The organism is Qipengyuania aestuarii (assembly GCF_019711535.1).
GTDB lineage: Bacteria > Pseudomonadota > Alphaproteobacteria > Sphingomonadales > Sphingomonadaceae > Qipengyuania > Qipengyuania aestuarii.
Genome location: NZ_JAIGNP010000003.1, coordinates 485,690 through 508,825 on the forward strand (window position 1 = coordinate 485,690; position 23,136 = coordinate 508,825).

At 67.6% G+C, this 23,136-nt stretch carries 32 protein-coding genes; 22 read left to right on the forward strand and 10 right to left on the reverse strand.

From position 1 onward, the window contains the following. Positions 1-32: 32 nt before the first annotated feature. The 3 genes from K3175_RS12085 to K3175_RS12095 are packed head-to-tail and all read right to left on the reverse strand — an operon-like array spanning position 33 to position 1,401. Positions 33-488, reverse strand: coding sequence for a RidA family protein (locus K3175_RS12085; RefSeq protein ID WP_221543632.1), 456 nt, complete (start codon positions 486-488; stop codon positions 33-35). Further along, positions 485-1,114, reverse strand: a complete 630-nt coding sequence (locus K3175_RS12090; protein WP_221543633.1) for an HAD family hydrolase — start codon at positions 1,112-1,114, stop codon at positions 485-487. Before K3175_RS12090 ends, K3175_RS12085 begins: the two co-directional genes overlap by 4 nt. Continuing rightward, positions 1,111-1,401, reverse strand: a complete 291-nt coding sequence (locus tag K3175_RS12095; protein ID WP_247710932.1) for a DUF3572 family protein — start codon at positions 1,399-1,401, stop codon at positions 1,111-1,113. The genes K3175_RS12090 and K3175_RS12095 overlap by 4 nt, the downstream gene beginning before the upstream one ends. A 53-nt stretch (positions 1,402-1,454) precedes the next feature. Between K3175_RS12095 and K3175_RS12100 the strand changes: the two genes are divergently transcribed. The 5 genes from K3175_RS12100 to K3175_RS12120 all read left to right on the forward strand — a co-directional run bounded on the left by K3175_RS12100 (position 1,455) and on the right by K3175_RS12120 (position 5,619). Further along, positions 1,455-1,823, forward strand: a complete 369-nt coding sequence (locus K3175_RS12100) for a response regulator (RefSeq protein WP_221543634.1) — start codon at positions 1,455-1,457, stop codon at positions 1,821-1,823. A 113-nt stretch (positions 1,824-1,936) separates the two neighbouring features. Next, on the forward strand, positions 1,937-2,182 hold the full coding sequence (locus K3175_RS12105) for an acyl carrier protein (RefSeq protein ID WP_221544132.1): 246 nt from the start codon (positions 1,937-1,939) through the stop codon (positions 2,180-2,182). After that, a complete protein-coding gene (spt, locus tag K3175_RS12110; RefSeq protein WP_221543635.1) occupies positions 2,179-3,429 on the forward strand; it encodes a serine palmitoyltransferase in 1,251 nt (416 codons plus the stop codon). The genes K3175_RS12105 and spt overlap by 4 nt, the downstream gene beginning before the upstream one ends. A 44-nt stretch (positions 3,430-3,473) precedes the next feature. Beyond that, on the forward strand, positions 3,474-5,129 hold the full coding sequence (locus tag K3175_RS12115; RefSeq protein WP_221543636.1) for an AIM24 family protein: 1,656 nt from the start codon (positions 3,474-3,476) through the stop codon (positions 5,127-5,129). Between the two features lie 58 nt (positions 5,130-5,187). Beyond that, a complete protein-coding gene (locus K3175_RS12120) occupies positions 5,188-5,619 on the forward strand; it encodes an OsmC family protein (protein WP_221543637.1) in 432 nt (143 codons plus the stop codon). Positions 5,620-5,752: 133 nt separating this feature from the next. Here the strand turns inward: K3175_RS12120 and K3175_RS12125 are convergent, their stop codons facing one another. The 3 genes from K3175_RS12125 to K3175_RS12135 all read right to left on the reverse strand — a co-directional run bounded on the left by K3175_RS12125 (position 5,753) and on the right by K3175_RS12135 (position 8,108). Further along, on the reverse strand, positions 5,753-6,985 hold the full coding sequence (locus tag K3175_RS12125; protein ID WP_221543638.1) for a hypothetical protein: 1,233 nt from the start codon (positions 6,983-6,985) through the stop codon (positions 5,753-5,755). An 81-nt stretch (positions 6,986-7,066) separates the two neighbouring features. Beyond that, positions 7,067-7,384, reverse strand: coding sequence for a hypothetical protein (locus K3175_RS12130; protein WP_221543639.1), 318 nt, complete (start codon positions 7,382-7,384; stop codon positions 7,067-7,069). Between the two features lie 94 nt (positions 7,385-7,478). Next, positions 7,479-8,108: a TetR/AcrR family transcriptional regulator gene (locus tag K3175_RS12135; RefSeq protein ID WP_247710878.1), complete on the reverse strand. Its 630-nt coding sequence runs from the start codon at positions 8,106-8,108 to the stop codon at positions 7,479-7,481. Between the two features lie 48 nt (positions 8,109-8,156). Between K3175_RS12135 and K3175_RS12140 the strand changes: the two genes are divergently transcribed. Next, a complete protein-coding gene (locus K3175_RS12140; RefSeq protein WP_221543640.1) occupies positions 8,157-9,002 on the forward strand; it encodes an oxidoreductase in 846 nt (281 codons plus the stop codon). Between the two features lie 36 nt (positions 9,003-9,038). Here K3175_RS12140 and K3175_RS12145 read toward each other — a convergent pair whose 3' ends face one another. Together K3175_RS12145 and K3175_RS12150 are read right to left on the reverse strand one after the other, a co-directional pair. Then, complete coding sequence (locus K3175_RS12145) at positions 9,039-9,692, reverse strand: YqaA family protein (protein ID WP_221543641.1); 654 nt, start codon at positions 9,690-9,692, stop codon at positions 9,039-9,041. A gap of 176 nt (positions 9,693-9,868) precedes the next feature. Continuing rightward, on the reverse strand, positions 9,869-10,138 hold the full coding sequence (locus K3175_RS12150; RefSeq protein ID WP_221543642.1) for a DUF3892 domain-containing protein: 270 nt from the start codon (positions 10,136-10,138) through the stop codon (positions 9,869-9,871). Positions 10,139-10,589: 451 nt separating this feature from the next. Here K3175_RS12150 and K3175_RS12155 point away from each other — a divergent pair, with 451 nt between their 5' ends. Both K3175_RS12155 and K3175_RS12160 read left to right on the forward strand, forming a co-directional pair. Further along, positions 10,590-11,309 carry a DUF1804 family protein gene (locus K3175_RS12155; RefSeq protein ID WP_221543643.1) on the forward strand — a complete coding sequence of 240 codons (720 nt, stop codon included), beginning with the start codon at positions 10,590-10,592 and terminating at the stop codon, positions 11,307-11,309. A 118-nt stretch (positions 11,310-11,427) separates the two neighbouring features. Then, positions 11,428-12,741, forward strand: coding sequence for a DNA-packaging protein (locus tag K3175_RS12160; protein WP_221544134.1), 1,314 nt, complete (start codon positions 11,428-11,430; stop codon positions 12,739-12,741). Between the two features lie 130 nt (positions 12,742-12,871). Here K3175_RS12160 and K3175_RS12165 read toward each other — a convergent pair whose 3' ends face one another. Beyond that, positions 12,872-13,171: a GIY-YIG nuclease family protein gene (locus tag K3175_RS12165; RefSeq protein WP_221543644.1), complete on the reverse strand. Its 300-nt coding sequence runs from the start codon at positions 13,169-13,171 to the stop codon at positions 12,872-12,874. Positions 13,172-13,293: 122 nt separating this feature from the next. On the opposite strand from K3175_RS12165, the gene K3175_RS12170 reads away from it, so the two are divergent. After that, a complete protein-coding gene (locus K3175_RS12170) occupies positions 13,294-14,436 on the forward strand; it encodes a phage portal protein (RefSeq protein WP_221544135.1) in 1,143 nt (380 codons plus the stop codon). Here K3175_RS12170 and K3175_RS12175 read toward each other — a convergent pair. Next, positions 14,422-14,625, reverse strand: coding sequence for a hypothetical protein (locus K3175_RS12175; RefSeq protein ID WP_221543645.1), 204 nt, complete (start codon positions 14,623-14,625; stop codon positions 14,422-14,424). The two genes, K3175_RS12170 and K3175_RS12175, sit on opposite strands and share 15 nt — an antisense overlap. Before the next feature lie 38 nt (positions 14,626-14,663). Here K3175_RS12175 and K3175_RS12180 point away from each other — a divergent pair, with 38 nt between their 5' ends. The 13 genes from K3175_RS12180 to K3175_RS12240 all read left to right on the forward strand — a co-directional run bounded on the left by K3175_RS12180 (position 14,664) and on the right by K3175_RS12240 (position 23,133). Continuing rightward, positions 14,664-14,984: a DUF6127 family protein gene (locus tag K3175_RS12180; protein ID WP_221543646.1), complete on the forward strand. Its 321-nt coding sequence runs from the start codon at positions 14,664-14,666 to the stop codon at positions 14,982-14,984. Continuing rightward, a complete protein-coding gene (locus tag K3175_RS12185; protein ID WP_345719356.1) occupies positions 14,981-15,391 on the forward strand; it encodes an HK97 family phage prohead protease in 411 nt (136 codons plus the stop codon). The genes K3175_RS12180 and K3175_RS12185 overlap by 4 nt, the downstream gene beginning before the upstream one ends. Before the next feature lie 319 nt (positions 15,392-15,710). Then, positions 15,711-16,880 carry a phage major capsid protein gene (locus K3175_RS12190; RefSeq protein WP_221543647.1) on the forward strand — a complete coding sequence of 390 codons (1,170 nt, stop codon included), beginning with the start codon at positions 15,711-15,713 and terminating at the stop codon, positions 16,878-16,880. Between the two features lie 196 nt (positions 16,881-17,076). Further along, a complete protein-coding gene (locus K3175_RS12195) occupies positions 17,077-17,367 on the forward strand; it encodes a head-tail connector protein (RefSeq protein WP_221543648.1) in 291 nt (96 codons plus the stop codon). Beyond that, positions 17,364-17,522: a hypothetical protein gene (locus K3175_RS12200; RefSeq protein WP_221543649.1), complete on the forward strand. Its 159-nt coding sequence runs from the start codon at positions 17,364-17,366 to the stop codon at positions 17,520-17,522. Before K3175_RS12195 ends, K3175_RS12200 begins: the two co-directional genes overlap by 4 nt. After that, positions 17,523-17,912 (forward strand): tail completion protein gp17, encoded by a 390-nt coding sequence (gp17, locus tag K3175_RS12205; protein ID WP_221543650.1) that lies wholly within the window; start codon positions 17,523-17,525, stop codon positions 17,910-17,912. Between the two features lie 136 nt (positions 17,913-18,048). Further along, entirely contained in the window at positions 18,049-18,456 is a 408-nt protein-coding gene (locus K3175_RS12210; RefSeq protein WP_221543651.1) for a phage major tail protein, TP901-1 family, read from the forward strand. After that, positions 18,453-18,773 (forward strand): gene transfer agent family protein, encoded by a 321-nt coding sequence (locus K3175_RS12215; RefSeq protein WP_221543652.1) that lies wholly within the window; start codon positions 18,453-18,455, stop codon positions 18,771-18,773. The genes K3175_RS12210 and K3175_RS12215 overlap by 4 nt, the downstream gene beginning before the upstream one ends. Position 18,774: 1 nt before the next feature. Continuing rightward, positions 18,775-18,969: a phage tail assembly chaperone gene (locus K3175_RS14220; protein WP_345719357.1), complete on the forward strand. Its 195-nt coding sequence runs from the start codon at positions 18,775-18,777 to the stop codon at positions 18,967-18,969. Next, positions 18,959-19,567: a tail tape measure protein gene (locus K3175_RS12225; protein ID WP_221543654.1), complete on the forward strand. Its 609-nt coding sequence runs from the start codon at positions 18,959-18,961 to the stop codon at positions 19,565-19,567. Before K3175_RS14220 ends, K3175_RS12225 begins: the two co-directional genes overlap by 11 nt. Before the next feature lie 22 nt (positions 19,568-19,589). Next, complete coding sequence (locus K3175_RS12230) at positions 19,590-21,896, forward strand: DUF2460 domain-containing protein (protein WP_221543655.1); 2,307 nt, start codon at positions 19,590-19,592, stop codon at positions 21,894-21,896. Beyond that, positions 21,893-22,708 (forward strand): DUF2163 domain-containing protein, encoded by an 816-nt coding sequence (locus tag K3175_RS12235; RefSeq protein WP_221543656.1) that lies wholly within the window; start codon positions 21,893-21,895, stop codon positions 22,706-22,708. Before K3175_RS12230 ends, K3175_RS12235 begins: the two co-directional genes overlap by 4 nt. Then, the gene (locus K3175_RS12240) at positions 22,705-23,133 is read left to right on the forward strand and encodes a peptidoglycan endopeptidase (protein WP_221543657.1); all 429 of its coding nucleotides are present in this window, start codon (positions 22,705-22,707) and stop codon (positions 23,131-23,133) included. Before K3175_RS12235 ends, K3175_RS12240 begins: the two co-directional genes overlap by 4 nt. The last annotated feature ends 3 nt before the right edge of the window (positions 23,134-23,136 follow it).

The window sequence follows — 23,136 nt, forward strand, 5'->3', positions numbered from 1 at the left end:
CCGCTGCCAGCCGTGCCGCAAGTGGCGCAAGATCAGTCCTTAAGCGCAATGATCGCGTCGACTTCGACCGCCGCATCGAGCGGCAGGACCGGCACGCCGACCGCGCTGCGCGCATGGCGGCCCGCGTCGCCGAAGACTTCGAACATCAGATCGCTGGTGCCGTTCACGACCTTGGGCTGGTCGGTGAAACCGGGCACGCTGGAGACGAACCCGCCCAGCTTGACCACCTTTTCCACGCGTTCGAGCAGCCCCGCCGCCTTGAGCTGGGCAAGGATCATCAGCCCGCAGGCGCGCGCGGCCTGCTGCCCGCGTTCCAGCGTGACGTCCTGCCCCAGCTTGCCGGTCACGAGCGTCCCGTCGACGAAGGGTAGTTGGCCCGAGACATAGGCGGTGGAGCCGGACACGACGAGCGGCTGATAACTGGCAACCGGTGCCGCTGCTTCGGGCAGCGTGATGCCCAGTTCTTCCAGTTTGGCCTCGATAGTCATGCGTTTTCCTTCTGCAATTGTTCTTCCAGCCAGGGCAGCGCTTTGTCCCAGGTGTCGATCCGCGCATCGGCGTGGCCCGCACTATGGGCGCAGTCGATATGCGGAGCGAGCTCGGGTTCGCCGCACAGGTGGAGCGTGGTGATCTGGGCGACAGTCTCGCGCGCGGAACGGTGATGCTGCGGCAGATCGTCGATGAAGATGGCTTTCGACGGCTGATATTCGTCGAGAATGGCCTGCAGCGCCGGGCCCTTGGGGCCCTGGTTGGTGAAGACCCGCGCATCGAGGCCATGCCCGGCCAGCTGTTCGGTGCGCATCTGCTGGCGCTTGTCGACCAGATTGGTGAGGATCACCACATCGGCCTGGTCCGACAGCGAATTGAGCCCTTCGATCGCGCCGGGGATGGGTTCCTGCCGGTGCATTTCGGTATCGAAGAACATTCCCAGCTTGCGCCAGATCTCTTCCTGTTCGAGCACGGCGCCGCTGTCCTGCCAGCGCAGCGCCTGCGAAAAATCATTGCTGCCCATGTGGAAATCCACGCCTTGGGTTTCGGCAAGCCAGGTCCGGAAGGGCGAGACCATGTAGAGCAGCACCTCGTCGCAGTCGGAGATGATCAGCGGGCGGTTCATGTGTTCAATTCCCTTGCAGCGGCGACCAGAGTTTCGGGCGTCGTGTTCAAAGCGTCTGCGGCCAGAATAAGGTCCGGTTCGTGATTGGCGAGGAATTCCAGCACCGCCGCCTGCACGCTGCGATCTTCCAGCCCGTGGCGCAGCCGCTCCGGCGTGAGGCCGGTGAGAGAGAGCAGGCGTTCGGCCCGCTTTTCGTCGGTCAGCGCCCAGCCGAGCGCTTCGAGCGCCAGCACTTCGGGCGCACGATCGTCTCTACCCGCCGATTTGTACCCGCTCGTAATTGTCAGTCCTTCCGCATCTCTATAGGGGGTCACCCCTAGTGGCAGGAGTGACTGGGCAAGTGGCAAAGAGAATCCTCGTTGTCGAGGACAACGACCTCAATCGTAAGCTGTTTTGTGACGTTCTGAAGGCGAACGGTTACGAGGTAGTGCCGGTTGCCGATGGCAGCAATGTCGTGGGCACGGCAAAGAAATCCGAACCGGCTCTGATTATCATGGATATCCAGCTGCCCAATATCAACGGGGTGGAGCTGATCGCCCAGCTCAAATCCGACAAGGCCTTGAAACATGTGCCGGTTCTGGCCGTCACCGCCTATGCTGGAAGGGGCGATGAAGACCGCATCCGTGAAGCGGGCGCGCAGGATTATCTGGCCAAGCCGGTGTCCATCGGGCCCTTCATGAACTCCGTCCGCCAGCTGCTGGATGACTGAGCGCAGCGCCGCCAAGCTTGACAAGCGGGGCCGGAAACCGCTTTGCCGCCCCATTCGTTAGGGCCTGCAATACTGCAGGTCGCACCCGCATTTTGAAAGAACTGGACCAAGCCATGGACCGTGCCGAGGTAGACGCGAAAATCCGCGAACTCGCAGAACCCTTCAACAAGAAGGGCATCGAGATCAAGGAAGACACCACCTTCCAGAACGATCTCGAATTCGACAGCCTGACGGTGATGGATTTCGTTGCCGAGATCGAGGATGAATTCGACATCATCATCTCGATGAACCAGCAGGCCGAGATCGAGACCTATGGCCAGCTCGTCGATGCGGTTCACAAGCTGCAGGCCGCCGCATGAGCGAAGGCATCATCCAGGCCGACCAGCCGCAGACGCTAGAGGGGGACGGCAAGGACCTGTTCTCCAAGTTCGACGACATCATCAACTTGCGCGAAAACCTGCTCGCCAGCGGGCAGGAAGATCCCTTCAACCTGGTGATGGAAAAGGTCCTCTCGCCGACCCGGGCGGTGTGCAACGGGCGCGAGACGATCCTGCTCGGCACCTATAATTACATGGGCATGACCTTCGATCCCGACGTGATCGAGGCGGGCAAGCAGGCGCTGGCCGACTTCGGATCGGGCACGACCGGATCCCGGGTGCTCAACGGCACCTATCAGGGCCACAAGGAGTGCGAGGATGCGCTGCGCGAATTTTACGGCATGGACCATGCCATGGTGTTCTCGACCGGCTACCAGGCCAATCTGGGCATCATCTCCACCATCGCCGGCAAGGGCGATTACATCATCCTCGACATCGACAGCCATGCCAGCATCTGGGACGGCTGCGCGATGGGCCAGGCCGAAGTCGTGCCGTTCAAGCACAATGACATCGAAGCGATGGAAAAGCGTCTCAAGCGCGTTCCCGAAGGCGCGGGCAAGCTGGTCATCCTCGAAGGAGTCTATTCGATGCTCGGCGATGTCGCACCGCTGAAGGAAATGGTCGCCGTCGCCAAGAAATACGGCGCCATGGTGCTGGTCGACGAAGCGCATTCGATGGGCTTCATCGGCGAAAACGGCCGCGGCGTGGTGGAAGATGCAGGCGTGATCGACGATGTCGATTTCATCATCGGCACCTTCTCCAAGAGCGTGGGCACCGTGGGCGGTTTCTGCGTCTCGAACCATCCCAAGTTCGAAATCATGCGGCTCGTCTGCCGCCCCTATGTCTTCACCGCCAGCCTGCCGCCATCGGTGGTGGCAACCGCCGCGACCTCGATCCGCAAGCTGATGAGCGGGTCCGAAAAGCGCGCGCATCTGTGGGAAAATTCGCGCACCCTGCACAAGGGCCTGCGCGATCTCGGCTTCAAGCTGGGGACCGAGGAACCGCAGAGCGCAATCATTGCGGTGATCATGCCCGACCTCGAAAAGGGCGCGGCCATGTGGGAAGCGCTGATCAAGGGCGGCCTTTACGTGAACCTCGCCCGTCCGCCGGCAACGCCCGCCAATATGACCCTGCTGCGCTGTTCGCTCTGCGCCGAGCATAGCGAGGAAGAAGTCGGCAAGATCCTCGACATCTTCGAGACGGCGGGCAAGGAAATCGGGATCATCTGATCGGCACGCGATGACGGCAGGCGGATGACAGCGGGCATGGCGACATGAAGGCCCTGCTCGGCTGGCTGGGGCGCACCGGGGTGCTCTACCTCGCGCTGTGCCTCGCCTTTGCCTTCTACATCCTCGTCTGGCCGCGGCTCGCGTCCGAATTTTCGAGCGAGAGCCTGCGGCAGGACACGATGTCGGTCGCGGATATCCGAGACACCATCGCGCAGGAAAGATCGCAGCTGGAAGCCGATCTACGCCGGCGCGAGGCGGGTATTCGCGAGCTCGGCAAGGAACAGCTCGATACGCGGATTGCCGCGGCCCGGGAGCAGCGGGCGGATTTGCAGCGCGAACTGGACGAGGGCGGCGGGCTGCTCGACACTGTGCGCCCGTCGCGCCTGCTCGCGGCGCAGCGGACCCGCCTGCAGATCGCCGCGCTCGATGCCGAGCTTGCCGCGCTGACCTCGGCACGCGAGGCGAAGCTGTCGCAGATCGCGGTGGAGGCCGCCGACCGGCAGTTCGACCGCTATCGCCGCATTCCCACCGAAAACGCCATTACCGTCTCCTATCGCCTGTGCCGCGAAGCCGAGGGCCGGCTCGCCGAATTCGAGCGGCTCAACGAGGTCGAGCAGCAGGCGCGCGACATCTTCCTGCGCGAGCGGCAGCAGCTCGAGGACCGGCGCGACACGCGCTGCGAGGCCGCCCGGACGCGCGCGGCCCGGCGCGAGGCCGGGATCGCCGCGCGCGAGCGGTTGGCAGAGGCGCAGCGGGCCTATGCCGCGGCGCAGGACTGGACCACCGCGCCGCTTGGCGACACGACCGAAGGCATGGCCGATACCACCTTGCGCGATGTGCTGGTGGCAGCCGCATGGGCGCTGCTGGGCATCTTGCTCACCCCCTATCTGATCCGCGCGTTTCTCTACTACGTGGTGGCCCCCTTTGCCGAACGGCGCCGCGCGATCCGCATCGCGGTCCCGGGCGCGGAGATTGGTGCCGGGTCCAGCAATCGGGTGGCGGCGGCGGAGCAATCGCGCGCCTCGGTCGCCATCACGCTGGCCCCCGGCGAAGAGCTGCTGGTGCGGCAGGGTTTCCTGCAATCCAGCCCGGCGGGTGCGGAACTGCGCACTAAAGGAATGCTCGACTGGAAGAGCCCGCTCACCAGCTTTGCCAGCGGGATGACCTTCCTCACCAGGGTGCGGGGGCCTGAGACGACCACCGTCATTTCCGCCGACGAGGATCCCTTCGCCGAAGTCACCGCCATCGACCTTCCGGCAGGCGCGGCGATGGTGTTGCAGCCCCGCGCGCTGGCCGCCGTGGTGCAGCCGCAGGACCGTCCGCTCCGCATCGAGAGCAGCTGGCGCATCTTCAATCTCAACGCCTGGCTGACGCAGCAATTGCGCTTCCTCGTCTTTCACGGCCCGGCGCGGCTGGTGGTCAAGGGCGGGCGCGGCGTGCGGGTCGAGCCGGTCGATAGCGGCCGCCGCTTCGGGCAGGACCAACTGGCGGGCTTTTCCGCCGATCTCAGCTATTCGGTCGCCCGCAACGAGACTTTCGTCCCCTATCTGCTCGGCCGCGAACCGCTATTGCGCGACCGCGTGGAAGGCGGCAGCGGCGTGCTGGTGCTGGAAGAAGCGCCCCATGCCGGCCGCCGCAAGGGGGTGCGCGCCGGGCTGGAAGGCATGATGGATGCCGGGCTCAAGGCCTTCGGGATCTAGCCCGCGCGGAACGATTGCCCCGCCCTGGTCTTCTCCTAAGGGAAAAGGAGATTTCATCATGGCAATCACGAACAATGGCAGCGCAACCTACGAAGGTCTCGGCAAGGACGGCAAGGGCCATGTCAGCACCGGATCGGGCGCGCTATCGGCCCAGCCCTATGGCTTCAACACCCGCTTCGAGGATGCGCCGGGCACCAATCCCGAAGAGCTGATCGCGGCCGCCCACGCCAGCTGTTTCACCATGGCGCTGAGCTTCAAACTGGCGGAAGCCGGCTATTCCGACGGCAATCTGACGACCGATGCCAAGGTCAGCCTGGAGAAGCAGGATGGCGGTTTCACGGTCACCAAATCGGCGCTGCACTGCAAGGGCAAGATCGGCGGCATCGACAAGGCGAAGTTCGAGGAAATCGCCGCCGACGCCAAGGAAAACTGCCCCATCTCGCGCCTGCTCGACTGCGAGATCACGCTGGAAACCACTTTCGAAGGCTGAGCCTTTCATCACCCCATAAGGGCACACAAAAGGGAGGGTGCCGACCATCGGCGCCCTCGCTTTACTGTTCCGGATTGGTGCCCGAACACCCGCTTGATCGGTGGGCGCGGGCCCGGAACGCCGGATTCCCGCGCTATTCTCCGTAATAGATCGGCCCCAGCGCATCGATTACCGCCAAGGCATCCACTGCCTGCGCGGAATTGGCCCCGCCATCATCCAGCAGCGCGATCGTCATCACGGTCTTGTAGCCGGTCAGCGTGCGCGAGCGTTCGACGCCATATTGCGACTGGGTGAGATAGCGCTGGTAATCCTCGCGCCCGGCGATGTGGAAATGGGTCTTGCCCGCTTCCTGCGCGATTTCGGCGGCGCGCAGCAGGGTCATTTCCTGCACCATCGCGCCCGATGTGGTGTTGCCGGTATATTCGACCTTCACCGTGCCATCCGGCAATTCGGTCTGCTCGAAGCCCGAGGTGCGCGGGATGCCATTGAGCAGGCCGACCCCCATCGTCACCGCGGCGCCCGCCAGCGCGGCGAGCACATTGGGCCGCGACTTCTTGTAATCGATCAGCTTGCGTTCCGATTCGGGCCGCATCAGCAGGTCCGGCGCCAGCGCCGCCAGCTTGGGCGATGTGCGTTCGGGCGCATCGCCCAGCGCGGGCAGAGCGGGCGCATCGCCATCCGCCGTGGCGGCGGCATAGGCATCCCACAGATCGTCGGTGATGGGCGAGTGCTTGAAGTTCTTGCCGTCCAGCGCGGCGGCGGCATCGGCAAAGCGTCCCTCGTTCACCGCAATGCGCGCCTCGACCATGGCGGCATAGGGGTCGAACGCTCCGACCATGGACAGCTTGCGCACCAGCGTGTCGAGCCCGCCGGGCTTTGCCTCATCGCCCTTTGCCTCCGCAGACAGCGCCGCGCGCGTGGCTTCGACCCAGCGGCGCGCCGTCTCCGCATCGCCGGTGGCGGCATGGGCATAGGCGGTCCGCATCACCTTGCCGGTCGCGGCGAGCCATTTGCCCGCAAAGGCTTCGGCGCCGCCGCCCCGCATCATCTCCTCGAGCGTCGGCGGCGGCGGCATCTCCACCACCGGCTCGCCCGAGGTCGCCGCCAGCATGCGGAAATCGTCGGGAGTGCCCGCCAGCTGGCTCGTCAGCGAGCGGGTCGCCGGGTCGATCTGCGCCAGCGTCTGCCACAGCGCCGGGTCCGTCGGCGCGTCGCCATTGCCCGCGCGCAGGAAAGTGGCCACCCGCTGCACGGCAAGCGCATAGGGCCGCTTGGCCAGCGCCGCATCGGACAGCGCCAGCGCTTCCTCGCGCCGCCCCAGATCATTCAGCGCAATGGCGCGCAGCAGGTCGAGCGAGACCCCCATCGAGCGTTCGTAAAAGAAGTCGCCGTCATATTCGCGGCCCGCCGCGCGCGCGGACTCGAAATCCGCCAGCGCCTTGGCATATTAGCCCAGCTGCAGCTGCGCCGCCCCGCGTGCGCGCAGGACATGCGCCCGGCGCAGGGTCTGTTCGTCCAGCAGCTTGCCGCTGTCCAGCGCGCGGTTGCAGGCATTGACCACCGTGATCGGCTGAGCGCCCGGATTCTGGCCCGGCCAGCCGCCCCAGGAGGCGATCGTCGCTTCCCCCCGCATGCCGTCATCGCTGCGCTTGGGCTTGCGCAGCCCGTCGCAGCCGGCGAAATCCTCGCTCACCCCGGCCTGCGCCGGCACAGCCAGCACCAGCGCCAGCGACGCGAGGCCAAGCCCCGCCCGTAAATTTTTCATGAATTCGATCCCCCCAAAGGATTGCCCAGATCGGCTTTATCCTAAGTGCCGAATTTTGAAAGATTGTTTAAGAGGGGCCAGATCACGGCGCGGCCTATCCCCTCGGCAACAGCGCGCGGGCCATGGCGTGGGCGGCGGGGCGCAGGGCTTCGTCGGGTAGCTCGCCTGCGGTCCAGAAGGACAGGACGCCGCGGAAGGCGAAGGCCAGCCGCTGGGGCAGGTCGGGATCGGCGGGAGACGCATCCGGACCCACCGCCCCCACCGCCTTTTCCCAGAGCATCGTGGAATGGTCGAGCACACGGACTGCCGGCTCATCCTGCCCCGCGGGCGGCGAACCGATGGCGCCCATCACCGCGCGGTTGACCTGCGGCTGGGCCAGCATGGTGTCCACCGCGATGTCGATCGCCAGCGCCACGCGGGTCGGCAGATCATTCGGCACATCACCGGCGGGCGCTTCTGCCCCATAGCGGGCGATCATCGCGTCGATCCGCCGTGCCGACAGGGCGCGCATGATGGCCAGCTTGCTGCCGAAGCGGTTGAAGGGCGTGGCAAAGCTCACCCCCGCCTCCGCCGCCAGATCGCGCATGGAGAAATCCGCTTTGCCGGTGCGCAGCAGCCGCTCCGCCCCGTCGAGGATTTTCGCGCGCATCGCGTCGGCGCGGCCAGGCGTGGGGGCCGGGGCGCGTGTCGGAGCGGGGGTGGGACTTGTGTCTTTCTTTGCCATTGCCTATTTATATCATGATATATTTAAAAGCACAGGACGGAGTTTCGCATGACCACCCCGCAAACCAAGACATTTTTCATCACCGGCGTCAGTTCGGGCCTCGGCCGCGCCTTTGCCGAGGCCGCGCTGGCCGCCGGGCACCGCGTGGCGGGCACGGTGCGGCGGGCGGAGGACGGCGCGCAATTCGCCGCGCTGGACGGGGAGCGCGCCTTCCCCGTGACGCTGGACGTGACCGATTACGCGGCGATCCCCGCCGCCGTGGCCGAAGCCGAAGCCGCGCTGGGTCCGATCGACGTGCTGGTGAACAATGCGGGCTATGGGCACGAGGGCGTGCTGGAGGAATCCTCGATTGAGGAGCTGGAGCGCCAGTTCGCCGCCAATGTCTATGGCCCGGTGGCGCTGATCCAGGCGGTGCTGCCCTCCATGCGCGCGCGGCGCAGCGGGCATGTGGTCAATGTCACCTCCATGGGCGGTTTCATCACCATGCCGGGGATCAGCTTCTATTGCGGCAGCAAGTTCGCGCTGGAAGGAATTTCGGAGGCGCTGGGCAAGGAGGTCGCCGCGCTCGGCATCCATGTCACCGCGCTGGCGCCGGGCCAGTTCCGCACCGATTGGGCGGGCCGCTCGATGCAGCGCACCCCGCGCGCCATCGGCGATTACGATGCGGTGATGGATCCGCTGCGCGCCGCCCGCAAGGAAAAGAGCGGCAATCAGCCCAACGATCCGGCCAAGGCGGCGGCGGCGTTGCTCAAGCTGGTGGCGAGCGACAATCCGCCCGCGCGCCTGCTGCTGGGCGAGGATGCGCTGGCGCTGGTGGAGCAGAAGCTGGACGCCGTGCGGGGCGAAATCGCCGCGTGGGAGGATGTGACCCGCTCTACCGGTTATGCCGGATGAGGTGAGGCGGCTGGCCCTTTTGGCTGGCCGCCCTCTTCAGGCCGCCGGATTGACCTCGGTCGCATTCGCGCAGACGCCGCCGTCCTCGTCGCTGCTGCCGCCCAGCTGGGTCAGCACCAGCACGCCGCCCACCACCAGCACCACGAAGACCGTCGTCACCGTGCCCAGGTACTTATCGATCACGCGCTTGATCGGGGCGCCGAAGACGCGGAACAATATGCCCACCGTCATGAAGATGAGCGCGCGGGCGAACAGGCTCGACAATACGAAGGTGACGAGGTTCATGCCCACGAAGCCCGCCGTGATCGTCAGCAGCTTGAACGGCACCGGCGTGGCGCCCGCGATCAGGATCGCCTCGAAATCATATTCGCGTAAGTGGCACGCGGCGACGGGGAAGGCCTCGGTCAGGCCCAGCGCGTCTATCAGCCACACGCCCACCGTGTCGTACAGCCCCCAGCCGATCGCATAGCCCAGCAGCGCGCCCGCGACCGAGGCCAGCGTGGCGACGAGTGCAAACTTCACCGCCTTCTTGGGTTCGGCCAGGCACATGAGGCCCAGCAGCGGATGCGGCGGGATCGGGAAGAAAGAGGATTCGACGAAGCAGAAGAACGCCAGCCACCACACCGCATAGGGGTGCGAGGCCTTGTCCATGGTCCATTCGTAAAGCCCGCGCAGCGGTTTCATCAGCATGGCGAGGCGTTTAGGGGCTGTTGCGGGGGCGGGCAAGCGGGTGTGTGGTCGGGTGCCACTTCACCACGAAGCAAAGGGTTGGAACCCGCTTACCGCGCCCCAACCCTCCATTCCCAATTCTCAACCTGAGTACCCTTTCTCTCAGGCTTATTTGAGACTGGCGCAGTCAGAGTCCTTTAAAGACAACGCGGAAGGGCAAGGATATTGTTCGGTTCTACGCCATCCGCGTCCGTCTTGAGGTAGAGGCGATACGTCCTTGGATGCTGAGCCACGATAATCCTCCGATTCACGGCAAGAGGAGGAGCTGTGAAGAAAATTGCTCCGTTTTTGATGAGATTGATGATCTGATCAATCGCGAGCCAACCGAATGAACCGCCCAGACCTTGAATACGGCGGTCCAAGTCAGCGTTATCGGGGGTGTGGCAGGTTACGTAGTATGTGGTCATTGATCGTCTGTCCTGTCTTTAGGTTAGTTGACCTTGACCGTTCCCAGACAATGAATCATAGCGAGGGTGCACCACGGTGACGGGTCAACTAACCCGTTACTTAAGCCCCGCAGGTCCGAACGACTTGTGGGGCTTATTTTTTAAATATGCGAGAATGCCCCTGATTCGAACCGGAGCGGTGATCTTCAATGGGGATAAAGACGGTGTAACTTTTAGGTCCCCAAAGCTCGGCCTCCCAAGAAATGTCCGATTCTGTCGAAACCCTGTTAGATAAGCAAATCACCTCGCCATGCGATCATGCTGAGGTTCAAATAACCCATTTGGTTCTTTGTGCTTGACATCGTCACGCTGTTCTGGCACAAAACAAGAGCATCGCGATGGTGTGATTCGAACGGGCGGGGCCTTCTATTAGGCCGCCGCCCGTTTTGCGTTTTCGAGCAGATGGAGGACGATGATGAGCAGGCCGGAGGAGATCGGGGCCGGGGCGGCGGCGGCGTGGCCCGCGTGGATGGGGCCGTTCCTGGCCGCGCTGCGGGCGGGACACGGGGTGCGGCGCGCTGCGGGCATGGCGGGGGTGGCCCTCTCCACCGCCTATGACTGGCGGCGGCGCGATGCCGAGTTCGCCTTCGACTGGGACGATGCGCGCGGGCGGCCCGTGGTGGGCGCGGCCTGCTGGGGCGGCGCGCGGCGCATGGGGCCGCGCAAGGTCGCCCTGTTCCTGGAGGCGCTGGCCGAAAGCTCCAACGTGCGCGCGGCGGCGGCGGCGGCGGGGCTGGCGGTGCGGACGGTCTATCACCTGCGCCGCACCGATGCCGATTTCGCGCGCCAGTGGTATGCCGCGCTGGCCGAGGGTTACGACAATCTGGAGATGGAGCTGCTGGCGCATCTGCGCGCGGGCGGGGAGGTTCCGGCCAGAGAGACCGGGAGCGAAACCGGCGGCGAGAGCCAGAGCGCGCCTGCGCGCAAGTTCGACACCGCCGCCGCGCTGCGCAGCCTGGCCGCCCACCGCGAGAGCGTGGCGCGCGAGAAAGGCCGCCGCGCGCTGGCCGACGAGGCGGCGACCATCGCCTCGATCAACCGCAAGATCGACCAGTTGCGCCTGCGCGGTCAGGCGAATGAGGAGGCCATCCGCGCCTCGCGCAAACGGGCGGCGAAACGTGCCCGGGGCTGAGGGCGTGGGCGGCGGCGCTGGACCACCCTCCCCCATTCCTTCGCCTATTCCCTCTCGCGGCGTGTGGCTGCGGCGCGGCGGGCGCGAGGGCGAGCGGGACCGCGCCATTCTGGGCGACATGCTCACCCCGCACGAACTCGCCGCGCTGGGCAGCTATTACTGGGAAGGGTGGGCGCGCGACGAGCAATTGCCGCCGCAGCGGCACGCGGACCAGCCCTGGCGCATCTGGCTGATCTGCGCGGGCCGCGGCTTCGGCAAGACCCGCGCGGGCGCCGAATGGGTGCGCGATGTGGCGCGCAGCGATCCCGCCGCGCGCATCGCGCTGGTCGGGGCGACGCTGGCCGAGGTGCGCAGCGTGATGGTGGAAGGCGACAGCGGCGTGCTGGCCGCCGCGCCCGGCGCCCTGCCCCCGCATTACGAACCCAGCCTGCGCCGCCTGACATGGGAAAACGGGGCCACGGCCTGGCTCTATTCCGCCGGCGAGCCCGAGGCCCTGCGCGGCCCCCAGCACAGCCATGCCTGGTGCGACGAGATCGCCAAATGGGATAATTCGCGCGACCGCGCGATGACATCTTGGCACAATCTGCAGCTGACCATGCGGCTGGGCGACAGCCCTCGCGTGCTCGCCACCACCACCCCGCGCGCCGCGCCGCTGATGCGCCATTTGATGGCCGGGGCGAAAAGCGGCGCGGTGGCGGTGGCGACCGGCCGGACGACCGACAACCGCGAAGTGCTGCCCGGCGCCTATCTGTCCGCGATGATCGAACAGTTCGAAGGCAGCGCTTTCGGGCGGCAGGAACTGGCCGGGGAAATGGTCGACACGCTGGAAGGCGCGCTGTGGACGCGGGCCCTGCTCGACCGCTGCCGGGTGGGCGTTGGCGACATTTCCTCCGCCCTGCCCGAAGCGCGGCGCGTGGTAGTGGCGGTTGACCCTCCTGCGGGGACTACGTCAGGCAGCGGCTCGCGCACGGGCGATGCCTGCGGGATCGTGGTCGCCATGCTGGGGGCCGACGGGCTGGCCTATGTGCGCGCCGATTGCACGGTGGAGGGCGCCACACCCGAAGGCTGGGCCCGCGCCGTGGCCGCCGCCGCCAGCGCGTGGAACGCCGACCGCGTGGTGGCCGAGGCGAACCAGGGCGGCGCGATGGTGGAAAGCGTCCTGCGCGCCGCCGACATCGCCCTGCCGCTCAAACTGGTCCACGCCGCCACCGGCAAGACCGCCCGCGCCGAACCCGTCGCCGCGCTGTACGAGGCCGGCCGCGTGCGGCACGCGGGCCTGTTCGCCGAACTGGAAGACCAGCTGTGCGGCCTGATGGCAGGCGGAGGTTACGAAGGCCCCGGCCGCTCCCCCGACCGCGCCGACGCCCTGGTCTGGGCGCTGACCGAGCTGATGCTGGGCAAGCGCCGGGAGCCGGGGGCGCGGGTATTGTGAGGGGGGATTTTCTGGAGAGATGAGAAGCACCGGCCCGGGTCAAGCCCGGGCCGACGGTTGGGGATGAAGCATCTTCTCCGCCCCGTCGTCCCGGACTTGATCCGGGGCCGGTGCTCGCTTCGAGATGCCCTCACGCCAGACGGTCGAACAGATCATCCCACTGCGGATTGGCCTTTTCGATCAGCGCGAATTTCCACTCGCGCCGCCAGCGCTTCAGGCGTTTCTCATGGGCGATACAGGCCTCGATGCTGTCGCCGCGCTCCGCCCAGACGAGGCGGGTGATGCCGCGCCGGGTGCAATAGTCCGAGCCGGCGCCCTCACGGTGCTGGGCGACGCGGGCGGCAAGCGCGCTGGTGACGCCCACATAAAGTGCGCCGCGATAGCGATTGGCCATGATGTAGACCCAGCCGCCGGTTTGCCTGCCCTCCATCGGGCCAGCAGAAACGCAGCACTCGCCCGGGTCAAGCCCGGGCTTACGACCAATCAGATACCACGACCTACCGAACCACCCTGACCCCGGTTTCCCGCCGGGGCCATTTGCGGAGAAACCCCATGTCCTTCCTCACCAGTCTCGCTTCCGCCTTCAAGGGCGGGGGCGGTGTTCGTGTGCCTGTGGCGCGCGGGTTCGTCTCGCCCTGGGATGCGGCCTTCGATGCGGGGCCCAGCGGCGCGCCGTTCGATTACCGGCAGGCGGTCGGCGAGGCCTATCTTGCCAATCCGGTGGCGCAGCGCAGCGTGCGGATCGTGGCCGAGGGGGTCGGCGGGGCGCCCGTCGCCTGCACCGATCCTGCTCTTGCCCGATTGCTCGCCGGGTCCTGCGGCACACAGCCGCTGCTGGAGGTGCTGGCGGCGCAATTGGCGCTGCACGGCAATGCCTTTGTTCAGATCCTGCGCGACGGGGCGGGCGTGCCGGTGGAACTGTTTCCGCTGCGCCCCGAACGCGTGCAGGTGGTGGCGGGCGAGGATGGCTGGCCCGCCGCCTATCGCTATGTGCTCGCCGATCGCAGCCTCACCCTGCCGGTGGAGGACGAAAGCGGCTGGCCTGCGGTGATCCATCTGAAACACTTCCACCCGGCCGACGATCACTACGGCGCGGGCTGCCTCGCCGCGGCGGCCTCGGCGGTGGCGATCCACAATGCGGCGAGCGAATGGAACCGCGCGCTGCTGGCCAATGCGGCGCGGCCATCGGGCGCGCTGGTGTTCGCCAATGGCGATGCCCCGCCGCTGAGCGCGGACCAGTTCGACCGGCTGAAGGCGGAACTGCACGGCGCGTTCCAGGGCAGCGGCAATGCCGGGCGGCCGATGCTGCTCGAAGGCGGGCTGGACTGGAAGGCGATGAGCCTGACGCCCGCCGACATGGATTTTGCCGCATTGAAGGCGGCGGCGGCGCGCGACATCGCGCTGGCGTTCGGCGTGCCGCCCATGCTGCTCGGCCTGCCGGGCGACAACACCTATGCCAATTATCGCGAGGCCAGCCGCGCGCTGTGGCGGCTGACGCTGCTGCCGCTGGCGGCGAAGATCCTCGACGGGCTGCATGCGGGCCTTGCCGACTGGTTCGCGCAAGGGCCGCGCGTCGATCTCGACCGTGTGCCCGCGCTGGTGGAGGACCGCGAGCGGCTGTGGGCGCAGGTGAGCGGGGCCGATTTCCTCAGCGCGGCGGAAAAGCGCGAGCTGCTGGGGCTAAACGGGCCATAGATCCGGGACTTCGCCACGATAGGTTTCGGTGAAGCTGCATTCTCCGCGATCATAGTGAAAACTGCCACCCGCATCCGAGCAATTGTCGGCTGCGAAGAAATCGATCGAATAGAGATAGGCCAGATAGGCGACCAACAGAGCCGCCAGCGGGCCGCCAATCCAGAGACATCCAAATTTCAAACTCCGCATCGCGCCCCTGTGCCCGATCGCAAACCGATGGTGAACCCATGACGAGAGAAGACATGCTGGCGCGGCTGATCGCGCAGGCCGAATTGCCGCGCCGCCACGGGGGCGTGCATCTGGTGACGCTGCGCGCGATCGTGGAGGAGGCGAGCGAGCTGGGCGCGGCGCGGGCGCTGGACCGGCTCGGCCTGGGCGACACCCAGGCGGAGGAGGATCTGGGCGAGTTGCGCGAGCTGCTGTCGGCCTGGCGCGATGCCAAGGCGAGCGCGTGGAAGGCGGCGATCGACTGGCTGGTGAAGGGCGTGCTGGCGCTGCTGCTGGTCGGCCTCGCCCTGCGGCTGGGGCTGGGCGAGGTGGTCTCGTGAGCGCGGGCCCGGCCTTGCGCATCGCGGGCTATGCCGCCCTGTTCGGCCGCGCGGACGCGGCGCGCGACACGATCCGGCCCGGCGCCTTTGCCCGCACGCTGGCCGAGCGGCGCGGCGCCCTGCCGCTGTTCTGGCAGCACAGCCCCGCCCGGCGCATCGGCTGGGTCGAACGGGCGGGCGAGGATGCGCGCGGCCTGCGCGTGGTCGCCCGGCTCGACGATCCGCTGGGGCGCGCGGCGAAGCTGCTGCGCGAGCGCGCGGTGAGCGGGCTGAGCTTCGGCTACCGCGCAAAGGTGTTTCACCAGACGCCGCAGGGCCGCGAGCTGGCCGATATCGAACTGTTCGAGGTGAGCGTGGTGACGCACCCGCTGCAACACGAGGCGCGGGTGCATTTCGTGGGGGTGTGAGGGGGGGCGCTCCGCGAACACCTCTCACCACGTCATCGCGAGCGAAGCGCGGCGATCCATCATGCGACGGTGCGCCTTGGTGCGAGGGCTGTAAATGGATTGTCCTTCGGACAGCTGCGCTTCGCCGCGTCGCCTTACGGCTCCTCGCAATGACTGGGTGAAAGCATCGCCACCCACCCCCGTCATTCCCGCGCAGGCGGGAATCCATTCCGACCTCCCACGCCCCGCGCTGGATCCCCGCCTGCGCGGGGATGACGGCAAACCACCAACACGCCGCCCCCACGGGCGGCTTTTTCATTTCTCAAGGAAGGAAATATCCATGGACATCCAGACCCCTACCCCCGCCCCCACGCCAACGCCCACGCCCACGCCCGATCAGGCGGAGGCGAGTTTCGACATCGTCGCGCGGCAGGACCGGACCGAGGCCGATCTCGCCAGCCTGCGCGGCGAGGTGGACGAGGTGAAGGCGCGCGTCGACCGGATCGGCCGGGCGGCGGCGCGCCCCGCGATCGGCGGCACCGAAGCCGCCGCGCCCGAAGTGAAGGGCTTTGTCGATGGCTATCTGCGGCGCGGGGCCACGGCGGAATACAAATCGGTCAGCGGGGCAGTGCCATCCGATGGCGGCTATGCCGTGCCGCGCCAGATCGATGCGCTGATCGCCCGCCAGCTCAGCGAGGCCAGCCCGATCCGCGCCATCGCGCAGGTCGTGCAGACGGGCAGCGCGGGCTACCGCAAGCTGGTGACCACCGGCGGCACGGCGAGCGGCTGGGTCAGCGAGACGCAGGCGCGGCCCGAGACCGATACGCCCAGCTTCGCCGAAATCGCCCCGCCCACGGGCGAGCTCTATGCCAATCCGGCGGCCAGCCAGGCCATGCTCGACGATGCGGGCTTCGACATTGAAAGCTGGCTGGCGGGCGAGATCGCGGCGGAATTCGCCCGCGCGGAAGGGGCGGCTTTCGTGAATGGCAGCGGGGTGAACCAGCCGCGCGGTTTCCTCGCCGCGCCCGCTTCCAGCGCCGGGGATGCGACGCGCGCTTTCGGCACGCTGCAATATGTCGGCTCGGGCGATGCGGCGGGGCTGGGATCGGCGGCGGAGATCGCGCTGATCGATCTGGTCCATGCGCTGAAGGCGGGCCACCGGCAGGGCGCGAGCTTCGTGATGAATTCCGCGACGCTGGCCGAAATCCGCAAGCTGAAGACCGATGACGGCGCGTTCCTGTGGCAGCCGGGACTGGTCGAGGGGCAGCCCGACCGCCTGCTGGGCTATCCGGTGGTGGAGGCCGAGGACATGCCCGATGTGGCGGCGGGCACCTGCCCCATCGCCTTCGGCAATTTCCGCAATGGCTATCTGATCGCCGAACGCAGCGCGACGCAGGTGCTGCGCGATCCCTTCACCAACAAGCCCTTCGTCCACTTCTACGCCACCAAGCGCGTGGGCGGGCAGGTGCTGGATTCGGACGCGATCAAGCTGCTGAAGATCGAAGGATAAAGAAGAGGGAAGAAGGCGGGTGGTTCGCGCCAATCGGGCTGCGACCAGCAGCCCGCAAGGGCGGAAGCGAAGTCGAAGACGCAGCTGGCCAAAGGCCACCTGCCCGCCCGCCCGCAGCGGGCGCAGCTTGCTGCGCATCTAGCGAGGACGCCCCCGCGGAGGCGGGGGCTCAAACAAAAAGGAAACCAACCCCACCATGCCGACAGACCTTTCCGGCCAGCCGCTCGACGAACTCAAGCAATGGCTGGCGATCACCACTCCGGGCGAGGACGCGCTGCTGCTGCGGCTGCTCCACACCGCCTGGCAGATGTGCGCCAGCTTCACCGGCCATGCCGCGCCCGGCTGGGACGCGCTCGACATGGGGCTGCGTCATGGCGTCATCCGCTTTGCCGCACACCAGTACCGCGAGCGCGACCGGGGCGAGGCGAGCGCCATGCCCGCTGCCGTGGCGGCGCTGTGGCGGCCCTTCCGCGAGGTGCGGCTGTGAGCTGGGACAGGCTCGCCGCCACGCTGGCCCGCCGTGCCGCAGGGCTGGTGAAGACGCGCAAGGCCCGTACCGATGACGATCCGCAGCGCTGGCGCGATGCCCGCTGGCTGTGGCCCGATCTCACCGGGCCAGATTACACGGGAAAGGAGGGCTGAATGGAAAGCACGCTCAAAGCCGCCCTCATTGACTGGCTGCGCAGCGATGGCGAACTGGCGGCAAGCCTCAATGCGGTGGCCGAGGAAGCCCCCAGCCCCGCCCCCGCGCCCAGCCTCGCCATCGCCGCCAGCGCCGCCGCCGACTGGTCCACCAAGACCGCCCAGGGGCGCGAGGTGCGCATCGCCCTCCAACTACTCGACCGCAACGATGACGCGGCCCGCACCGCCACCCTCGCCAGCCGCATAGAACACCGCATCGTCACCCTCCCGCCCGCACAATCGGGCCTGCGCGTGGTGGTCACACAATTCCTCCGCAGTCGGACCGAACGCAGACCAAGAAACCTGCGCGCGGTCTTCCTCGAATACCGCTTCAAATTACTCGAAACCTAAGTGGCTAACCCACCGGGCTGCGACCAGCAGCCCGCAAGGGCGACCGCCCGCCCGCAGCGGGCGCAGCTTGCTGCGCGTCTAGCGAGGACGCCCCCGCGGAGGCGGGGGGCGCGAAACAAGAAGGACAACCCCAAAAATGACACCCCAGAAAGGCGCCGCTTTCCTGCTGAAAGTCGGCAATGACGCCGTGCCTGCCGCCTATGAGACGGTGGCGGGCCTGCGCACCACGCAGATGTCGATCAATGGCGATACCGTGGTGGTCACCCACAAGGATAGCGGCGGCTGGCGCGATCTGCTGTCGGGAGCGGGCACGCGCTCGGTCTCGGTCAGCGCGTCGGGCGTGTTCCTCGGCTCCGATGCCGAGAATAGGGTCCGCACCCATGCGCTGGCGGGCACCGTCCATCCCTACGAACTCAGCTTCGAGGACGGCGCGCGGATGCGTGGGCGGTTCCTGGTCCAGCGGCTGGATTATGCGGGCGATTTCAACGGCGAGCGTACCTATGCGATCCAGCTCGAAAGCTCGGGCCAGGTAATGCCGTCGTGAGCGGCACCTCGACACAGGCCAATCCCCAGCGCGGCGAGGCGGAGCTCCATGTGAACGGGCGCGAGGTGCTGCTGCGGCCCACATTCGCGGCGCTGGTGCGCGCGGAGGAGGAACTGGGCTCGCTCTTCGCGCTGGTCGAGCGGGCCGGGCGCGGCGAGCTCAGGCTGGCCGACATCGCGGCGCTGTTCTGGTTCTGCCAGCATGGCCACGCCCCGCTGCCGCGCGAGGAAATCGGCGAGGCGGTGGTGTCGATGGGGCTCGCCAAGGCCGCGCCGCCGCTCAAAGCCGTGCTCGGCCAGATCCTGCGCGGGCGATGATGTGGCGGATTTTAGCGTGGGCGCACGGCGGCTGGCGGGGCTGAGCGCGCGGGCGCTGGGCTGGCCGCCCGACATCTTCTGGAACGCCACGCCCGAAGACCTCGCACTCAGCCTTGGCACGCACGACCCCGCCGTCGCCCCGCCCAGCCGCGCGGAAATCGCGGCGATGATGGAAAGGGACCGGAATGGAAGATGATTACGACGATCTGCTGGTTGCCGTGCGCGCCGACACGCGCGGCTTCGCACAGGACATTGCGGCGATGCGGCGGGATTTCGACACCACGCTGGTGAGCGGGTTCGAGATGGCCGGAAAGCTGCTGGAAACGAGCCTCACGGGCGCGCTGCGCAATGGCAAGCTGGAGTTCGAGGATCTGAAACGCGTGGCACTCTCCGCGCTCGACCAGATCGCGGCCCGCGCGCTCAACGCCGGGCTCGACAGCATCATGGGCGGCGGCAATCCGGCGGGCGGCATGGGCGGCGGGGCCGGTGGAGGCCTTGCGCAGATGGCGGGCCTGTTCAGCCAGCTGATCGGCAGCTTCCTCGGCCTGCCCGGCCGCGCCACCGGCGGGCTGGTCGGGCCCGACCGCCCCTATCTCGTCGGCGAGCGCGGGCCGGAGGTCTTCGTGCCGACCAGCGCGGGCCATATCGAACCCAGTCACAAGCTCGGTGGCCCGCCGCGCGAGGTTCGCGTCGCCATCAACATCGCCACGCCACCCGGGACCAGCGCCCCGGTCGCCCTGCAACGTTCGTCCCGCCAGGTGGCCAGTGCACTGCGAAGGGTGTTGGTGATTTAGGTTTTTGTTTGGAGACAAACCCATGCCCTTCTGGCTCGCGGACACGCGCCGCAAACAGCATTCCGACTGGATCGCGCGCTTCGATCCGCGCTTCTGGACGGTCAATTTCCCCCGCCCGATGATGGCCAGCGTCGTCACCACCGCGCCCGATGCCTTGCGGGTGGAGTGCGAATTCTATCACGAGGGCGAGCTGTCGGGGCTGATCTGGGACAGCGAGGACAGGCTCGACCACCCGCTGCTCGCCTATCGGACCGAGCGCGATTACCGCCACTGCGTGCTGCGCTTTCGCTGGCGGTCATCGGGCCTCGTCCCGCTCGACCAGCCGAACGGACCCACGCTGACCATCGAGGGCAAGGATGCCAGCGGCACCTCCCGCGCCTGGTATGTGCGGCTGTGGAACTATGCCAGCGGATCGCCCGAGGATGCGGAGATCACCCTGCCCTTCTCGCAGCTGCAATCGGGCTGGGCGCTGCCCGGCGAGCCGGTTCATGTCGCCGCGATCGAGCGCATGTTCATCAGCCTGGCGCCGCAGGGTTTCGCCCCCGGCTCTGCCACCGCTTTCCCCGCCCGCCGCACCGGCTGGGCGGAAATGCGCGCCATCGCCTGCGAGGGCGAACGCGCGGTGATCGACATCGGCGATGTCATCCTGCCCGCGCATGGCGAGCAGATGGCGACCGCCTATGACGACAGTTTCAACCAGACCCCGGCGCGGCTGCTGCGCCAGATCGAACAGCTCGGCTATCGCGGGCGGATCGTCCATTATCTGGGCATGAGCCATTATTACCGGCTGCGGGCCGGCAGGCTGACGGTGGAGGAGGACGGCGCGCTGAGCACGCCCGCCCGCCTCTGGCACGAAGACTATTTCGCCCGCGCGGCGGCGATGGATTTCGCGCCCATCGCCTCGCTCTCCTTCGAACTGCTGGCGCAGAATTGCCCCGAAGACTGGAAGCAGCGCGATCATGCGGGCCGTGCGGGCGAGACTGGCTGGGACCCGCCCTCTGCCCTCCTCTCTCCCTGCAACGGCGCAGCCATGGCCTATCTGCGCGCGGTCGCGGTGCAATGGGCCGCCGTGCTGGAGGGCGCAGGGGCAGACGTGCTGTTCCAGATTGGCGAGCCATGGTGGTGGGTGCAGCCCGGCAGCGGCGCGCCCTGCCTCTATGACGCCGCCGCGCGCGCGCAGTGGGGCGATGATGCGCTGATCATCACCGACATGCGAGGGCCGCTGGACGATGAGCAGAAAGCGCTGCTCGACCGGGCTGGCGCGGCGCTGGGCGCGGCGACCGCTGGCATGGCCGATGCGGTGCGGGCGGCGGCGGGAGGTGCGGCGGAAATCCTGCTGCTGGCCTTCACGCCCACCGTGCTCGATCCGGACATGCCCGAGCTTTACCGGGCCAATTTGCCGCATGCCTGGGCCTGGCCCGCCTTCGACCGGCTGCAGCTGGAAGATTACGACTGGCTCACCGCCGGGCGCGATGCGGCGCGGCGCGAGGCGCGCGCGCTGGTGGACCAGAGGCTGGGCTATCCAACCGCGCGGCAGGATTATCTGTCCGGCTTCGTCTTGCAGCGCGGCGATGCCGAAAGCTTCTGGCCCCGCATCGACAAGGGCCTGGACGAGGCGCGCGCGCAGGGAATTTCGCAGCGCTTCGTCTGGGCGCTGCCGCAGGTGGTGCGCGATGGATACGTGCGCCTGCCCTATCACGAGGAGGAGAGCATGAACGCATTCGACGATGTCGCCTATCCGCTGGCGCTGGGGCGCGATGCCTCGGTCAGCCCGGAATTTTCCACCAGCGTGGCGGTGACCGCATCGGGCCATGAACGGCGCAATGCGCTGTGGAGCGATGCGCGCCTGCGCTACGATGTCGGCCCCGGCATCCGCGGCGAGGCCGAATTACGCGAATTGCTCGCTTTCTACCGCGCCCGTTATGGCCCCGCCCGCGGCTTTCGCCTGCGCGATCCCTTCGACCACAGTTCGGCCGGGGGCGACGGCCAGCCCTCGGCCGTGGATGAAGCCATCGGCACGGGCGACGGCGCGGCGGGCGATTTCGCGCTGGTGCGCAATTATGGCGATCAGCAGCGCCGCATCACGCGGCCGGTGCCGGGCAGTATCCTCGTAAGCCTCGACGGCGTGCCCGCATCGGGCTGGCGCCATATCGGCAAGGGCGTGATCCGCTTCGAGACGCCGCCCGCCGCAGGCGCGGCAGTGCGCGCGGGCTTCCTGTTCGACGTGCCGGTGCGCTTTGCCGAGGACCGGCTGGATATATCCGGCGCGACCTTCGCCGCCGGGGACGCGCCCTCGGTTCCGCTGGTCGAAATCCGGGAGGCGGTATGAGCCGCGCCTTCTTTGCCGGCGAGCTGGATAACGCGGCGAGCTGGTGGCGCATCTATCGCAGGGACGGCGTGACGCTGGGCTTCACCACGCATGACCGCGATCTCTATTTCGGCGGCATTCTCCACCGCGCCGCGCCGGGCATGCTGCCTTCCGCCATCCGCCAGTCGATACTGCTGGACGATGACGAGGCCGAAGTGGACGGCGCGCTGGCGCATGACACGATCCGGGGCGAAGACATCGCCGCCGGGCAGTTCGACTGCGCGCGGATCGTGAGCGGGGTGGCCGACTGGGCAAGTCTGGAGCACGCCGTCCTCTATACCGGAGCGATCGACACGCTGCTGCGTGAGAGCGGCACGTTCAGCGCCCGCCTGCGCTCGGCCAAGGCGGATCTGGACGTGGACCCGGTGCCGCGCACCAGCCCATCATGCCGGGCGCGGTTCTGCGGGCCGGGGTGCAATCTTTCGGCCAGCCGGTTCACCTCGCGCGCCGTGCTTACCGCGATCGATCCCATCGGCAATCGCGCGCGCTTCGACCTCGCCGCCCCCTCGCTCTATCTCGAGGGGGAGCTGCGCTTCATCGACGGGCCGCAGGCGGGCATCCCCTTTGCCATTCTGGCGCTGGACGAAATGGGTTTCACGCTCGACCGCCCGCTGGACGCAGGCGTGATGCCGGGCATGCGCGCCTTGCTGCGGCAGGGCTGCGACCGGACCATCGCCGCCTGCGCCGAAAGGTTCGGCAATGCGATCAATTTCCAGGGCGAACCACACCTTCCCGGCAGCGACCTGCTGGCCCAATATCCGCAGCCGCGATGACCCCGCTGCCCGAACGCTTCGCAGCGGCGGCGGAGCGGCTGGTCGGCACTCCTTTCCGCCTGCACGGCAGGGACCCCGCCCACGGCCTCGATTGCGTGGGCGTGGTGCTCTGCGCGCTGCGTCGCTGCGGCGTGGACGGGGGCGGCTTCACGCCGCGCTACGGCCTGCGCAACAGCAGCATCGCCGCGCTCCTGCCCATGGCGGCGGCGCTGGGTCTGCGCGAGGTCGAAGGCGGCAGGCAGCGCGGCGACGTGCTGCTGGTGCGTGCCGGACCCGCGCAGCAGCACCTCCTCGTTATCACGGAAGGCGTCAGCACGGGGGGCGACCGCTTCGTGCACGCCCATGCGGGCCTGCGCCGTGTCGTGCTCCAGCATGGCGCCGATGCCTGGCCGCCGATCCGCCACTGGCGGCTTACCCTCCGATAGGAT

What these genes read in the sequence shown, in the direction of transcription:
- K3175_RS12085 (WP_221543632.1), bottom strand. Translation starts at nt 488, where the DNA reads ATGACTATCGAGGCCAAACTGGAAGAACTGGGCATCACGCTGCCCGAA.
- K3175_RS12090 (WP_221543633.1), bottom strand. Translation starts at nt 1,114, where the DNA reads ATGAACCGCCCGCTGATCATCTCCGACTGCGACGAGGTGCTGCTCTAC.
- K3175_RS12105 (WP_221544132.1), top strand. Translation starts at nt 1,937, where the DNA reads ATGGACCGTGCCGAGGTAGACGCGAAAATCCGCGAACTCGCAGAACCC.
- spt (WP_221543635.1), top strand. Translation starts at nt 2,179, where the DNA reads ATGAGCGAAGGCATCATCCAGGCCGACCAGCCGCAGACGCTAGAGGGG.
- K3175_RS12115 (WP_221543636.1), top strand. Translation starts at nt 3,474, where the DNA reads ATGAAGGCCCTGCTCGGCTGGCTGGGGCGCACCGGGGTGCTCTACCTC.
- K3175_RS12120 (WP_221543637.1), top strand. Translation starts at nt 5,188, where the DNA reads ATGGCAATCACGAACAATGGCAGCGCAACCTACGAAGGTCTCGGCAAG.
- K3175_RS12125 (WP_221543638.1), bottom strand. Translation starts at nt 6,985, where the DNA reads ATGGGGGTCTCGCTCGACCTGCTGCGCGCCATTGCGCTGAATGATCTG.
- K3175_RS12130 (WP_221543639.1), bottom strand. Translation starts at nt 7,384, where the DNA reads ATGAAAAATTTACGGGCGGGGCTTGGCCTCGCGTCGCTGGCGCTGGTG.
- K3175_RS12135 (WP_247710878.1), bottom strand. Translation starts at nt 8,108, where the DNA reads ATGGCAAAGAAAGACACAAGTCCCACCCCCGCTCCGACACGCGCCCCG.
- K3175_RS12140 (WP_221543640.1), top strand. Translation starts at nt 8,157, where the DNA reads ATGACCACCCCGCAAACCAAGACATTTTTCATCACCGGCGTCAGTTCG.
- K3175_RS12145 (WP_221543641.1), bottom strand. Translation starts at nt 9,692, where the DNA reads ATGCTGATGAAACCGCTGCGCGGGCTTTACGAATGGACCATGGACAAG.
- K3175_RS12150 (WP_221543642.1), bottom strand. Translation starts at nt 10,138, where the DNA reads ATGACCACATACTACGTAACCTGCCACACCCCCGATAACGCTGACTTG.
- K3175_RS12155 (WP_221543643.1), top strand. Translation starts at nt 10,590, where the DNA reads ATGATGAGCAGGCCGGAGGAGATCGGGGCCGGGGCGGCGGCGGCGTGG.
- K3175_RS12160 (WP_221544134.1), top strand. Translation starts at nt 11,428, where the DNA reads ATGCTCACCCCGCACGAACTCGCCGCGCTGGGCAGCTATTACTGGGAA.
- K3175_RS12165 (WP_221543644.1), bottom strand. Translation starts at nt 13,171, where the DNA reads ATGGAGGGCAGGCAAACCGGCGGCTGGGTCTACATCATGGCCAATCGC.
- K3175_RS12170 (WP_221544135.1), top strand. Translation starts at nt 13,294, where the DNA reads ATGTCCTTCCTCACCAGTCTCGCTTCCGCCTTCAAGGGCGGGGGCGGT.
- K3175_RS12175 (WP_221543645.1), bottom strand. Translation starts at nt 14,625, where the DNA reads ATGCGGAGTTTGAAATTTGGATGTCTCTGGATTGGCGGCCCGCTGGCG.
- K3175_RS12180 (WP_221543646.1), top strand. Translation starts at nt 14,664, where the DNA reads ATGACGAGAGAAGACATGCTGGCGCGGCTGATCGCGCAGGCCGAATTG.
- K3175_RS12190 (WP_221543647.1), top strand. Translation starts at nt 15,711, where the DNA reads ATGGACATCCAGACCCCTACCCCCGCCCCCACGCCAACGCCCACGCCC.
- K3175_RS12195 (WP_221543648.1), top strand. Translation starts at nt 17,077, where the DNA reads ATGCCGACAGACCTTTCCGGCCAGCCGCTCGACGAACTCAAGCAATGG.
- gp17 (WP_221543650.1), top strand. Translation starts at nt 17,523, where the DNA reads ATGGAAAGCACGCTCAAAGCCGCCCTCATTGACTGGCTGCGCAGCGAT.
- K3175_RS12210 (WP_221543651.1), top strand. Translation starts at nt 18,049, where the DNA reads ATGACACCCCAGAAAGGCGCCGCTTTCCTGCTGAAAGTCGGCAATGAC.
- K3175_RS12225 (WP_221543654.1), top strand. Translation starts at nt 18,959, where the DNA reads ATGGAAGATGATTACGACGATCTGCTGGTTGCCGTGCGCGCCGACACG.
- K3175_RS12230 (WP_221543655.1), top strand. Translation starts at nt 19,590, where the DNA reads ATGCCCTTCTGGCTCGCGGACACGCGCCGCAAACAGCATTCCGACTGG.
- K3175_RS12235 (WP_221543656.1), top strand. Translation starts at nt 21,893, where the DNA reads ATGAGCCGCGCCTTCTTTGCCGGCGAGCTGGATAACGCGGCGAGCTGG.
- K3175_RS12240 (WP_221543657.1), top strand. Translation starts at nt 22,705, where the DNA reads ATGACCCCGCTGCCCGAACGCTTCGCAGCGGCGGCGGAGCGGCTGGTC.